The 12,867-nt window shown below is 57.7% G+C and carries 10 protein-coding genes; 1 reads left to right on the forward strand and 9 read right to left on the reverse strand.

Annotated elements, in window-relative coordinates; all coding sequences use genetic code 11:
- Nucleotides 1-2: 2 nt before the first annotated feature.
- The 5 genes from I9185_RS02130 to I9185_RS02150 all read right to left on the reverse strand — a co-directional run bounded on the left by I9185_RS02130 (nucleotide 3) and on the right by I9185_RS02150 (nucleotide 3,174).
- Complete coding sequence (locus I9185_RS02130; RefSeq protein ID WP_171633005.1) at nucleotides 3-1,148, reverse strand: HlyD family secretion protein; 1,146 nt, start codon at nucleotides 1,146-1,148, stop codon at nucleotides 3-5.
- A 21-nt stretch (nucleotides 1,149-1,169) separates the two neighbouring features.
- Nucleotides 1,170-1,532, reverse strand: coding sequence for a DUF3302 domain-containing protein (locus I9185_RS02135; RefSeq protein ID WP_210092240.1), 363 nt, complete (start codon nucleotides 1,530-1,532; stop codon nucleotides 1,170-1,172).
- Nucleotides 1,533-1,567: 35 nt separating this feature from the next.
- On the reverse strand, nucleotides 1,568-2,137 hold the full coding sequence (locus I9185_RS02140; protein ID WP_210092241.1) for a disulfide bond formation protein B: 570 nt from the start codon (nucleotides 2,135-2,137) through the stop codon (nucleotides 1,568-1,570).
- A 10-nt stretch (nucleotides 2,138-2,147) separates the two neighbouring features.
- Entirely contained in the window at nucleotides 2,148-2,303 is a 156-nt protein-coding gene (locus tag I9185_RS02145) for a DUF5993 family protein (protein WP_171116330.1), read from the reverse strand.
- 109 nt (nucleotides 2,304-2,412) lie between these two features.
- On the reverse strand, nucleotides 2,413-3,174 hold the full coding sequence (locus I9185_RS02150) for a DeoR/GlpR family DNA-binding transcription regulator (RefSeq protein ID WP_171633000.1): 762 nt from the start codon (nucleotides 3,172-3,174) through the stop codon (nucleotides 2,413-2,415).
- A gap of 180 nt (nucleotides 3,175-3,354) precedes the next feature.
- On the opposite strand from I9185_RS02150, the gene glpD reads away from it, so the two are divergent.
- Nucleotides 3,355-4,938: a glycerol-3-phosphate dehydrogenase gene (gene glpD / locus I9185_RS02155; RefSeq protein ID WP_210092794.1), complete on the forward strand. Its 1,584-nt coding sequence runs from the start codon at nucleotides 3,355-3,357 to the stop codon at nucleotides 4,936-4,938.
- Nucleotides 4,939-5,009: 71 nt separating this feature from the next.
- Here glpD and I9185_RS02160 read toward each other — a convergent pair whose 3' ends face one another.
- From I9185_RS02160 to I9185_RS02175, 4 genes are all read right to left on the reverse strand, one after another.
- Nucleotides 5,010-8,147, reverse strand: a complete 3,138-nt coding sequence (locus tag I9185_RS02160; RefSeq protein ID WP_171632997.1) for a multidrug efflux RND transporter permease subunit — start codon at nucleotides 8,145-8,147, stop codon at nucleotides 5,010-5,012.
- A 3-nt stretch (nucleotides 8,148-8,150) separates the two neighbouring features.
- Nucleotides 8,151-9,308: an efflux RND transporter periplasmic adaptor subunit gene (locus I9185_RS02165; RefSeq protein ID WP_171632994.1), complete on the reverse strand. Its 1,158-nt coding sequence runs from the start codon at nucleotides 9,306-9,308 to the stop codon at nucleotides 8,151-8,153.
- A gap of 245 nt (nucleotides 9,309-9,553) precedes the next feature.
- Complete coding sequence (gene metG, locus I9185_RS02170; protein ID WP_210092242.1) at nucleotides 9,554-11,299, reverse strand: methionine--tRNA ligase; 1,746 nt, start codon at nucleotides 11,297-11,299, stop codon at nucleotides 9,554-9,556.
- A gap of 286 nt (nucleotides 11,300-11,585) precedes the next feature.
- Nucleotides 11,586-12,806 (reverse strand): MFS transporter, encoded by a 1,221-nt coding sequence (locus I9185_RS02175; protein WP_210092243.1) that lies wholly within the window; start codon nucleotides 12,804-12,806, stop codon nucleotides 11,586-11,588.
- Nucleotides 12,807-12,867: the final 61 nt, after the last annotated feature.

The following is a 12,867-nucleotide window of genomic DNA, read 5'->3' on the forward strand; positions in this document are numbered from 1 at the left end:
CCTCAGATATCCAGCGGTCGAATGAAGTTGGCGAAGGAATAGAGACGGATGTTGATGCGTCTCAGGAACTCAAAGCTTTTGCCCATGCCGGTGTAGATCGCCACTGCGGCGTGGCCGCCAGCCGGGAAAGTGTGCCCTTCCGGGATATCGACGGTGATCTGCACGGCAATTCGACCGGGCAGTTTCGGCAGTTCAAAGCCGGGCAGGCGGCCTGAAGGGATCAGTTGCCCTTGGCGTGTGGCCCACCAGATCGCCTCGACCTTGCCCGTCAGGATTTCGCCCGGGTAAAGATCCAGCGCCACTTCGACCTCTTGCCCCGGTTCCACGAATTTCAGATTCTGCTGGCGAAAGGTGGCAAGAAGATATGGGCTGTCCTCGGTCACGAAACTGGCTATCGCGCCCAGTCGAACATCGCCGACGACCAGCCCGGGGCGGGCTTGCTGCGATACGATCATGCCGTTTTCAGGCGCGTAGATCGTTGTGTTTTCAAGAAAATACTCAGCCTCGGCCAATTGCGCCCTTGCCTGGAGAATACCCGTGTTAACACCGTCTATCTGGGACTCCACAGCCAGTTGCGCCTTTTCCAGATTTGCTTCGGCCTGTTTGACGGCAGCAAGGTCTTCGGTCACCTGCTCGTTCCAGCGGTCCAGTTCGTCTTGCCGCGCTCCACCGGCGGGCACAAGAGTTTCATACCGGGCTTGCTGAGTCTGCGCATAGGCCAGCTGCGCGTTTGCGCGTTCAACAGCTTCGGTCGACGCGATCACATCCTGTTCCAGAATCTTGGAATTCTGTTCAGCGGCGACCAATTGCGCCTGCGCATTGTCCACCGCCAGTGAAAACACCGTGTCATCAAAGCGGTAGAGTGGATCGCCCTTGGTGACAGGTGTGTTCGGTTCCACAAGAACTTCGGTCAGGATCGTCGGCTGTGTCAGTTTGGGAATGATCTGTATGGTCGAACGCACCACGTGGCTGTCGGCCGAGAAGGGTTGAAAGAACCGCAATGCGACCAGAAAAATCAGCAACAGGTGCGCGCCAACCCAAAAGGATACGATGCCCCAGGCGATGTTGAATTTCAGCAGTTCCAGCTTGAAGAAAATAAGCCAGACGAAAATGATGTAAAATAACGTGATGCCAAGGGCGACGAACATGTTTTGTGACTTCCTCTGGCCTTAGCTTTGCTGCGGATCGTCTGTGTCCAGACGACCTTGATATTCAGGTCGGACATTGCCACCCAGACGTTTGATTTCATCACGAATGGCGTCTTTTTCCTCGTCAGGGCCACGGCGAATGTCGACCGTAACGCCATCATGGAACGCCCACATAAAGGCATGGACCCAGGGCACCACGGCCAGAAATCCCATCCAGCCCATGATCTTTACGGCCTCGGCATGGGGATGGTTGCGCTTGATGGCGATCCGACCCGGAAGACCCATGAGAAAAAGAAACAACGCCATCACAGCCGCCAGAAGCAGGATCAATGCCACGAAAGTCAGATAGTCATAATAGCCAAGCGGCTGTCCCAGTAGTCCCATGCTCGCTCCTCCTTTTCGGGAAGGTTACGGTATCTTCAGTTGCCGGCGTCCAATTCGTCAATCAACTTGTAGCTTGTCGGCGGGTCAGCGCAGATACCCGGCCCGCATTCCAGCAAGGTCGAACCCGCGTTCAGCAACGCCAAAGCCAGCATGACGAAAAACGCGATCTTTGCCAGAGCATTTCCTCCGAACCTTGGTTCCTGACCAGAAGGGTCGGCGTATTGGCGATCAAATAACAGCATGATCGACGTGCCCAGCAACACAAGGAAAAAGGCGATCCCGGCCCAGGTATAGTAGTGCAGACCCAAAACAGGAGAGCCGTAATGCCCGGTGCCGGGTACGATATGCAGAAGAATTTGGCGGATCGATACAGTGCCGCCATACAAGGCGGCAATCAGCACGATGGCATAGTGTTGCGGCCGTGGACCGTAGAGCAGGTTTAATCCAAGCCCCACACCGACGGCAACGAACCCAACACGTTGCAGCAGGCAAAGCGGGCAGGGCAGTTCATAGAGGACAAGCTGATAGAAAAACGCCAACGCCAGTACAAGGCAGACGGCAAGCATACCGATCGCGTTGAGGGTGCGGGACAGTTCAGGTGTCATGGCAAGCCCCTCAGAGTTGAATTGTAAGCGGTGTGGTGGCGTGGAATTTCAACCAGTAGATACACATGGCCAATGTGACGAAAAACAAGGCGTTGCCAGCTTTGGTCAACTTGAAATAGTTCAGCCCCATCGTGGCGATAAACAACGAAAATAAAAGCGCAATCATGGCCCGGTCCTCCCCTCCCGTGCACAAATTCTTGTATGAAGGATAGTGTCAGGCCAAGTTCGATCTGGCAAGCCGCGCAACTCGCCCGGACGTTGTTATTTGCCCGCCTCTAGTCGCAGATGACGACATCAGTCTGCCACTCGCGACAATGCTCTGGCAGCTTGCCGGGCAGGGGCAGGTCGCTATACACCGTGTCAAGTTCGGCAATTGATCCTATCCGCGCCGGGGCCGAGCGTTGAAACTTTGAATGATCGGCAACCAGAAAAGTTCGGCGCGCCTTCTCGATGATGGCCTGGCTGACCTGAACCTCCTGAAAGTCGAAGTCCAAAAGATCGCCATCCGCGTCCAGCGCCGAACATCCTATGACGGCGATGTCGAATTTGAACTGCCGGATGGCTGATACGGTCAGGTTGCCGATCAGCCCCCCGTCTGTCCGACGCAAAACGCCGCCGGCCATGATGATTTCGCAGTCCGGGTTTTCGACAAGAATGTTTGCAACGTTCATGTTGTTGGTCACCACCAGCAGGTTCTTGTGGTTCAGCAACTGCCTTGCCACGGCCTCGGTCGAGGTTCCGATGTTCATGAAAATTGATGCGCCATCCGGGATATCAGCCGCGCAGGTTTGAGCGATGCGGGTCTTGGCGTCCGCGTTCAGCGCGCGGCGGTCCTCGTATCCAATATTTGAAACACCCGAGCGGAGAACAGCGCCCCCGTGAACCCGGTCCAGCTTGCCCGCATCTGCAAGCTCGGTCAGGTCGCGCCGGATCGTCTGAACGGTGACGCCAAAGCGTTCAGCCAGCCCCTCGACGGTAACGCGCCCATCGGTGCTGGCGATTTCCAGAATGTCGGATTGGCGAAAGGACAAGGACATGGGCAGTTCCGGTGTAGAGGATTGATTTTCGTTTTTGTTCTTTTTGTCGATTTTGGCAAGCCAACTTGCTGGAAATTCATACCAGTGTTGCAAAAAGAAAAAAAACGAACATAAACATTGACGAAGCGAAGGTCATTCTGGCTAATGCCCGCAACCGTGTCAGGCAGGGAATCAATGGATATGCAGTCAACGGACAACCAGATCACAGACCTTTTCATCATCGGCGGCGGGATCAATGGCTGTGGAATAGCGCGGGACGCCGCCGGGCGGGGTCTTTCGGTGACGCTGGTCGAGATGAACGATCTCGCTTCTGCCACGTCCTCTGCCTCGACCAAGTTGTTTCACGGCGGATTGCGGTATCTTGAGTATTTTGAATTTCGCCTGGTGCGTGAGGCCCTGATCGAGCGTGAAACCCTGCTGCGCGCGATGCCGCATATCAGCTGGCCCATGCGTTTTGTGCTGCCCTACCACAAGGATATGCGGTTTGATTCCGAAACGCCGACCTCGCGGTTGCTCAGCACGGTCATGCCGTGGATGCGCGGGCGGCGTCCGGCCTGGCTGATCCGGTTGGGCCTGTTCATGTATGACAATCTGGGCGGGCGCAAAATCCTGCCGGGCACGACGTCATTGAACCTGCGGTCAGCGCCCGAGGGGGCCCCGTTGCAGGACAAGTTCGAAACCGCTTATGAGTATTCCGACTGCTGGATCGAAGACTCGCGATTGGTGGTCCTGAATGCGCGTGACGCCGAGTCGCGCGGCGCGCAGATCATGGTCCGAACCGAAGTGACCTCGGCCGAGCGGGTCGGCGATCTTTGGGAAGTGTCCGTTCGGGATCGGATCAGCGGTGAGACCCGTTTGGTCCGGGCCAAGATGCTGATCAATGCAGGTGGGCCCTGGGTGGGCGACATTATTCAATCCAAGATCCGCGTGAACTCTCGCGAGGGCGTGCGGCTTGTGCGGGGCAGTCATATCGTGACGCCCAGGCTTTACGATCACGACAAATGCTATTTTTTCCAGGGCGAAGATGGCCGCATCATTTTCGCCATACCATACGAGCAGGACTTTACCTTGATTGGGACAACGGATCAGGATCATCCGGACCCGTCGACCAAACCGGTCTGCACAGAGGCCGAGCAGGATTACCTGTGCGCCTTTGCATCAAAGTACTTCAAAAAAAGCATAACGCGCGACGATGTCGTGTGGACCTATTCCGGCGTGCGGCCTCTTTATGATGACGGAGCAAGCAGTGCCACTGCGGCAACGCGGGATTACACGTTGAAAGTCGATGCGCAGGGCGGGGCGCCTGTTTTGAATGTATTCGGCGGCAAGATCACGACCTATCGCAGGCTTGCAGAAAGCGCGCTTGAGAAGGTCGGTGAGTATTTTCCGCACCTGCCCGGCCCCTGGACCGCAGGTGTCGCACTGCCGGGGGGTGATTTTCCGGTGGATGCTGTCGAAACCCTGAAAAGCGATCTTATGGCGGCCTATCCTTTTTTGACCGAAAGCTGGGCTGCCCGCCTGATCAGAGCTTACGGGACTGAAGCAAGGGATGTTTTGGATGATGCAAAACAGGTATCCGATCTGGGAGAGGAGTTTGGCGCAACCCTGACAGCGAAAGAGGTCGCGTGGCTGATGAACAAGGAATATGCCCGCTCAGCCGAAGATGTGGTTTGGCGCCGCAACAAGCTGGGCTTGCGGCTGAGTGCCGAGCAGATTGCGCGGATCGATCAATGGATGTCTGAACGGTCCGAGGATAAGGGATAGCCTGAAAACGCCTGAATCCTAGTAGCGGAATTGCAAAAAAGCCCCATCAGTTCAGATGGGGCTTTCGGTGTTCAGGCGGCTTTTTCCGTAGGGTCGGGGTCGCTCTTGTTGCCCTTCAACCATTCCCGCATGCCTTGCATCAGGGCATAGAGCACGGGCACCACGATCACACCAACCAGCGTTGCGGCCAGCATCCCGCCAAATACCGCGACACCAATCGCTTTCTGGCTGGCGGCACCGGCTCCGTTGGCGGCCAGCAGGGGGACAACGCCAAGTAGGAAGGACAGCGCAGTCATCATCACAGCGCGGAAACGCTGATATGCCGCCTCTGCTGCGGCCTCTTTGATGGACAGCCCCTTGGCGCGTTGCTCCATGGCGAACTCGACGATCAGAATACCGTTCTTCGAGGCCAGCCCGACAAGCATGATCATACCGATCTGCGTATAGAGGTTGATGTCACTGCCCACGATGGCCACCGCCGCCACGGCCCCAAACAAGGCAACGACAACGGAAAGCAGGATTGAAACAGGTAGCGTCCAACTTTCATACTGACCCACCAGGAACAAGTAACCGAACAGGATGGCAAGCCCGAGGATGATGATCACCAGACTTCCCGAGGCCAGCTGCTGCTGCGCTGTCCCTGTCCATTCGAACGCATAGCCCGGGGGCAGGGCGGTCGCGGATTCTTCGGTCATCACGTTGATTGCATCGCCGCTGGACAAGCCGGGTGCAGGGACCGCCGTCACCGTGGCCGACCGGAACAGGTTGTGGCGCTTCAGCAGAACCGGACCCAGCACGTTTTCAACGTCGATCAGTGTCCCCAGCGGCACCATGTCTCCGTTTTGAGAACGGACATAGAGGTTCGCGATATCTTCGACATTGTCCCGATAGGTCCCATCGGCCTGAATCATCACGCGATAGACACGGCCGAACAGGTTGAAGTCATTGACATAGTAAGATCCCAGCTGCGCCTGCATGGTCTGAAATATCTCGGCGACCGAGACATTCAGCGTTTTGGCTTTTTCGCGGTCCAGATCAACGAACAGCTGTGGGACGTTGGCGCGGAAGGTCGTATAGGCCTGCCCAATCTCGGGCCTCTGATTGGCCGAATACACGAACGAACCCACGGCCGAGGCCAGATCCTGCGGAGTGCCACCACCGGTTTGCTGAACTTCCATCTCGACACCGGCGGACATACCAAGGCCCTGGATGGGCGGTGGGTTGAAAGCAAGGACCGAAGCTGCTGATTCACCGTTCGCGATCGCCAGCACTTTGGCCAGAATGGCGTCCGCGCTCAGATCCTCTTCCTGCCGTTCGCTCCAGTTTTCGAGGTTGACGAAAATTGCAGCGCCGTTGGTGATCGTGCCGTTCAGCATCGAAAAGCCGTTGACCAGAACCGTGCTCGCGACGCCCGGGATTTCACTTATCTGTTCGTCAAGACGAGCAGTTACTGCCTCGGTCCGTTCCAACGTTGCGGCATCAGGCAACTGAACATCAACGAACAGATACCCGTTGTCTTCAAGCGGAATAAACCCGGCCGAGGTGTTGGACATGATTGTTCCGGTTCCCATGCCAAGCCCAACCACGATGGCCAGCGCAATGGCCGGAAAAACCAACAGCTTTCGTACAATGGCCACATAGCCGTTGCGCACGGTGCCGATGAAGTTTTCGAACATCGCAAGCACCCCTTTGGGAGGGCCGGACCGGGGACGAAGAACTAAGCCGCACAGGGCGGGCGAAAGGGTCAGAGCGTTGATGGAAGAGATTACGACAGCGGTCGAGATCGTTATGGCAAATTGGGAATACAGCCGCCCCGAGATGCCGGGCATGAACGTGACCGGCACGAACACCGCCAAAAGAACCAGTGTGGTCGCGATGACCGGCCCCGTGATCTGGCCCATGGCTTTACGGGTGGCTTCAGCAGGGGGCAACCCTTCATCGGCAATGATGCGCTCCACGTTTTCGACGACGACGATGGCGTCATCCACCACGATACCGATGGCCAGCACCAAGGCGAACAGCGAGATGGTGTTCAGCGACATCCCAAACGCCAGCAGGAAGGCAAAAGTACCGATCAGGGATACCGGGATTGCCACCGCCGGAATGATCGTTGCGCGCCAACTTCCAAGGAACACGAACACAACCGAAATAACCAGAATGAAGGTCAGGATCAGGGTCGAGACCACATCGTTCAAAGACGCCTCGACAAAGTCGGTCGTGTTGAAGGGGACATCATATTCGACATCTGTCGGAAAGGCGCGGGACAGCCGCTCCAATTCCGCCTGCACGCGTTCCGAAACCGCCAAAGCGTTTGCACCGGGGGCCTGATAGATGCCGATAACCGTGGCTGGAACCGCCTGAAAATAGCCGGAAGCCGCATAATATTCCGCGCCAAGCTCTACCCGGGCGATGTCTTTGACGCGGACGATGGCACCGGCGTCACCTGTCCGGATGACAATGTCACCGAATTCCTCTGCGGAGGTCAGACGGCCTTTGGATTTAATCGTGTATTGAAACGTCTGCCCTTCGGGAACGGGTGGCGCACCGATCGAACCGGCGGATACTTCGATATTCTGTTCCCGGATCGCATTGATGACATCCCCCGGTGTGATGGACAGCGCCGCCATCTTGTCCGGGTCCATCCAGATCCGCATGGCGTATTCAAGGTTGGTCAGAACATCGGCCTTGCCGACGCCCTGCACGCGGGCCAGCGCATCGCGCAGATTGATCGAGGCATAGTTCGACAGGAACACACTGTCATAGGTCCCATTTGGTGAGGTCAGAGTGACCAGCATCAGCATGTTGGTCGAAGATTTCTGTGTCACCACGCCGGACGAAGTCACTTCGGCTGGCAGCGACGACATGGCCTGCGCCACCCGGTTTTGAACGTTGACCGATGCGATGTCAGGATCGGTGCCGACCTCAAAGGTCACATCCAGCGAATAGGACCCGTTGTCCGATGATCTGGATGTCATGTAGATCATGTCGTCCACACCGTTGACCTGCGCCTCGATCGGCGCGGCAACGGTGTTTTCAACGGTCTCGGCGTTTGCGCCGGTATAGGTGGTCGAGACGTTGACCACGGGCGGGGTGATATCGGGAAACTGCGCGACCGGCAGCACAAGGTATCCGATACCGCCCATGATGGTCAGCACCAGCGAAATGACGAGCGCCAGCTTGGGCCGGCTGATGAACAGGGCTGAGAACATCTGTTACTCTCCCGGTTGCTCAGAGGCGACGACTGCGTCAACAGCGACGCCGGGGCGAACCCGTTGCAGGCCCTCGACAATGACGCTTTCGCCTTCGCGCAGCCCGTCCAGCACGATAATCGCGGTTCCGACCGTGTCACCGGTGGTGATGTAACGCTGTTCAACCATCTGCTTGTCGTTGACCACCAAGACAAACTCACCCCGCTGATCGCGCTGCAAGGCGGCTTGAGGCACCAGAACCTGCAAGGTTGGTTCCAGCGCTTCGATCTGCACATTCACAAAGGCGCCATCCAGAATCAGCCGGTCCGCGTTGTCGAACTGGGCGCGAATGGTAATTGCGCCGGTCAATGGGTCGATACGGTTGTCAACGAATACAATTCTGCCGACTTCATCCATCTTGGTGCCGTTGGGCAGGATGACGTGCACATTCGGGCTTTGCGGGCTTTCCGCCAGCGATGCCGAGTTTTCACCATAAGTCTGCAAGACTGAGGTGAAGAGCTTTTCGTTCAACGAGAAATTCACATATATGGGCGTCTCGCTGACGATATTGACCAGAGGAGGGTTGTTTGGGCCGACCACATCTCCGACGCTGGTCGTGATCCTGCCGATACGGCCGTCGAATGGCGCATGTATCTGCGTGTAGCTCAGGTCAAGCTCGGCCTGCTGGATCGCAGCATTGGCCGCCTTCACCTCTGCCTCGGCGACCAGTTCGTTGGCGCGGGCAATGTCGCGTTCTGACTCTGGTGTCGCGTCGCGTTTGTAAAGTTCTTCTTTACGCGCCAGATCGACCTTTGCCAGTTCAAGATTTGCTTCGGCCCGGTTCAGATCGGCCTTTCGGGCCTCAAGCGTCGCCTCGTACAGGTCGGGTTCGATGGTGAACAGCAGATCGCCTTCTTTGACGGTCGCCCCATCCTCGACCTCGCGGCTGTTGAGAAATCCGTTCACCCGCGCCACGATATCGACCTTGTTGATTGCCTCGGCGCGTCCGATGAACGTGGCTTCGTCGGTGATTTCCTCGGTATAGGCCGCCGCTATCGAAACCTTTGGCGGTGCCCCTTCTTCCTGCGCGGTCGCCGGATGCGCCAAACCCAAGGACATCAGCATGAATGCGGCGGCCAAATGCCTGCTGGTCTTGTTGGGTGAAAGGAATGCTGGGGACATGGCGAAAGCCTCGATCGATGCAGAAACAAAAGATACCGACCCAGTCGCCACGGCGACGCGAGTCGGAGGAACCTTGTCTCAGGATGACTTTTTTGTGCCGATATCTCAAGCGTGATGAGTCCCGCGCTGGTCAGGGCGGAGGTCAAAAGTTCAAGCACTTATGCTGGCTTAGGCCCTGACGCGGCCGCGTGGCCCAAACAAAAGGGGCCCGAAATGGGCCCCCCGGGTCTATTGTGCCGGACCGATCAGTCGCGGGTTCCCGCGAACCTGTCCTGCCATTCTTCGCGCTGTTCATCCGTTATCTTGGCGAACAGAACGTCTGGCACGGCAAAGTCGTGGCCGGACGGCAAGGCGTTCAACGCGGTGGCAACATCATCGGGCCAGTTGGTATCCAAAGTGTTCATTGCGCTCAGCATGCGGGCCGAGGTGTCGGGGATGAACGGTGCGCTGAGAACGGCGTAAAGCCGGATCAGGTTCAGGCCAAGACGTACCTGCGCGGCGGCCTGCTCGGGGTCTTCCTTGAATGTCGACCACGGAGCTGCGGCCTGTAGATATTCATTTCCTGCGACCCAGATTGCCCGCAGCTCCTGCGCGGATTTGCGAACCTCCATCGCCTCCATATGGCCTTCATAGGCGCGGACACGTTTGGTGAGCTCTTCGATCAAGGCCTGTTCGCGGGGGCCGAACTGTCCACCTTCGGGCACGGTCTCACCAAATTTCGAGCGGCAGAATTTGGTGATGCGGCTGACAAAGTTGCCCAGAACGTCTGCAAGGTCCTTATTCACCGATTGCTGGAAATTCTCCCAGGTAAATTCGCTGTCGCTGCTTTCGGGTGCATGGCTCAGCAGCCACCAGCGCCAGTAATCGGCAGGCAGAATGTCCAGCGCCTGATCCATGAACACGCCACGGCCCTGGCTGGTCGAAAACTGGCCGCCGTCATAATTCAGGTAGTTGAACGACTTGATGTAATCCACCAGCTTCCAGCTTTCGGGTGATCCGGCCTCTTCATTATGCGCGTTGGTGCCCAGTATGGTGGCCGGGAAGGACAATGTATGGAACGGCACGTTGTCCTTGCCCATGAACTGGACATAGCGCACGTCGTCCGCGCCCTTGTCGGTGCGCCACCAGCGTTCCCAATCCGCATCGGTCCTGCCGTTGGCATCGGCCCATTCCTTGGCGCAGGCGATGTATTCGATGGGGGCGTCGAACCAGACGTAAAAGACCTTGCCTTCCATCCCCGGCCAATCCTGATCGCCTTTCTTGACCGGTACACCCCAGTCCAGATCGCGGGTAATGCCACGGTCCTGCAAGCCGTCACCGTCATGCAGCCACTTCTTGGCAATCGAAGTGGTTAGGATCGGCCAGTCCGTCTTGCTGTCGATCCACGCATCCAGCTTGTCCTTCATCGCGGATTGACGCAGATACAGGTGCTTGGTCTCGCGCACTTCCAGATCGGTGGATCCGGAAATGGCCGAGCGCGGCTCGATCAGGTCGGTCGGATCCAATTGTTTGGTGCAGTTTTCGCACTGGTCGCCGCGTGCGCGATCATAGCCGCAATTAGGGCAGGTGCCTTCGATATACCGGTCAGGCAGAAAGCGGCCATCGGCGTTGGAATACACCTGTTTCTCGCTGACTTCGCGGATCAGGCCCGCGTCATCCAGCTTGCCCGCAAAATGCTGGGTCAGGCGCTTGTTCTGGTCGCTGGACGAGCGGCCGAAGTGATCGAAGCTGAGACCAAACCGGTTGGCGATATCGGCCTGAATCGCATACATCTCGGCGCAATATTCCGCCACCGGCTTGCCAGCCTTGGCGGCGGCCAGCTCGGCGGGTGTACCGTGTTCATCCGTGGCGCACAGGAACATGACCTCGTTCCCCCGGCCACGCTGGTAACGTGCGTACAAATCAGCCGGTAATTGCGAGCCGATCAGATTGCCGAGGTGTTTGATCCCGTTGATGTAGGGGATCGCCGAGGTGATGAGAATCCGAGCCATGATCCGTTTCCGCGTAACTGTCTGCGCGCCCGTCTACATGATGTGATCGCCCAGCAAAAGCCCGGCATTGACTTGCTTGTCGATTTAGATCCCGAAGGGATCGAAAATCGTGCTGCCGCGACGGTCTGGATCGCGTTCCGGAGACGTAAAATGCCACTGAAGTGAACAGAGGGATCTCAACGCTTTGACACCGAGTGGCAGCGCCTTCTCCTTGTTCCATACCGAACCGACCGAAAAGGCGGGGGCGATCACAAAAGATATTCAAAAAACGGGGGCGTTGGGTTGTTCAGTCTTCCCGTGATCGTTTCAGAAGGCGACCAATCGTGAATGAGGTGCGCGGGGCGTAAACATAATTCGTGCGCTCCTCGGGGGTGGGGCGAGACCGCATCCGCGCCAGACCAAACACGATCAGGAAGACATGCCCGAACGCCACGAAGGCAAAAAGGGCACCGGGGCCAAATTGCTGGATCAGGGTCGAGGTTATGTAGGGCGATGCAATTGCCCCCAAGGCAAACCAGAACATCAGGGCAGCCGAGAGTTCCACCCGTTCCTCGGACGTGGCAAAGTCGTTTGCGTGGGCGGAAGAGACCGAGAAGATCGGGAAGGTCGTCAGACCAAAGAACACGGCCGCCGACATGACTCCGATCGTTCCGGTGCCGCTGGCCGCCATGGTGACGCCGCAGCTGAATACCGCGGCAGCTGACAGCCAGATCAGCACCCAGCGCCGGTCATATTTATCAGCCAGCCAGCCGACAGGGTATTGAGCAAGCGCTCCACCCAGTACGAAAGAGGCCAGGAAGAATGCGATCTGATCGACGCCCAGTCCGACCTCTTGCCCGTAAACCGGACCCACCATTCGGAACGAGGCCGAGCTGAGCGCGGCCACGATCACGCCAGCCACGGCCAAGGGTGAGCTGCGCCAAGCCAGCCCGGGTTTCAGGCGGGGCGCGTCAGGTGTTTTGGGTTGGCTTGCTTTGGTCAGCGTCAGCGGCAGCAGTGACGCACAGCAAAGGATCGCCAGCAGGTTATACGAGACGTAAGAGGCCGGGGGCAGAACGGCGATAATCAACTGGGCGCACAGGGACGCGCCCATATCCGCGATCCGGTACGTTCCCATTGCACGCCCTCGGGTTTCATTGGTGACCTTCGCGTTCAGCCAGGCCTCGATCACCGTGTATGCGCCTGCGACGCAGGTGCCCGAGGCCACACGAAGGGCGGCCCAGATATATGGGTTTTCGGTCAGCGTATGTCCGATGAGGCCCATCGCGCCCAACGCGGTGCAAACTGCAAATGCGCGCGAATGACCGACATTGCCCATCAGACGTGGTGCCCACCAGCAGCCGATGAAAAACCCCAGAAAGTGCGAAGACCCCAAAAGACCGATCTGTTCGGTCGTGAAATCCAGAGTGATGCCGGAAATGGCATCGAGTGGCCCGACGCCTCCTGTGGAAAGCTGAAGCAGAATGACCGAAAGAAACAGAGCGGCAAATGAAATGATCGTGCGCATGGTGGTCTCAGATTGGCAGGGTCGCCGCACAATGCGCGCATCAATTCGACTTTAGCGAGTC

It is taken from the genome of Ruegeria sp. HKCCSP346, from assembly GCF_017872595.1.
Taxonomy (GTDB): domain Bacteria; phylum Pseudomonadota; class Alphaproteobacteria; order Rhodobacterales; family Rhodobacteraceae; genus Ruegeria.

Coding starts and splice junctions, on each gene's coding strand:
- I9185_RS02130 (WP_171633005.1), bottom strand. CDS start 1,148: ATGTTCGTCGCCCTTGGCATCACGTTATTTTACATCATTTTCGTCTGG.
- I9185_RS02135 (WP_210092240.1), bottom strand. CDS start 1,532: ATGGGACTACTGGGACAGCCGCTTGGCTATTATGACTATCTGACTTTC.
- I9185_RS02140 (WP_210092241.1), bottom strand. CDS start 2,137: ATGACACCTGAACTGTCCCGCACCCTCAACGCGATCGGTATGCTTGCC.
- I9185_RS02145 (WP_171116330.1), bottom strand. CDS start 2,303: ATGATTGCGCTTTTATTTTCGTTGTTTATCGCCACGATGGGGCTGAAC.
- I9185_RS02150 (WP_171633000.1), bottom strand. CDS start 3,174: ATGTCCTTGTCCTTTCGCCAATCCGACATTCTGGAAATCGCCAGCACC.
- glpD (WP_210092794.1), top strand. CDS start 3,355: ATGCAGTCAACGGACAACCAGATCACAGACCTTTTCATCATCGGCGGC.
- I9185_RS02160 (WP_171632997.1), bottom strand. CDS start 8,147: ATGTTCTCAGCCCTGTTCATCAGCCGGCCCAAGCTGGCGCTCGTCATT.
- I9185_RS02165 (WP_171632994.1), bottom strand. CDS start 9,308: ATGTCCCCAGCATTCCTTTCACCCAACAAGACCAGCAGGCATTTGGCC.
- metG (WP_210092242.1), bottom strand. CDS start 11,299: ATGGCTCGGATTCTCATCACCTCGGCGATCCCCTACATCAACGGGATC.
- I9185_RS02175 (WP_210092243.1), bottom strand. CDS start 12,806: ATGCGCACGATCATTTCATTTGCCGCTCTGTTTCTTTCGGTCATTCTG.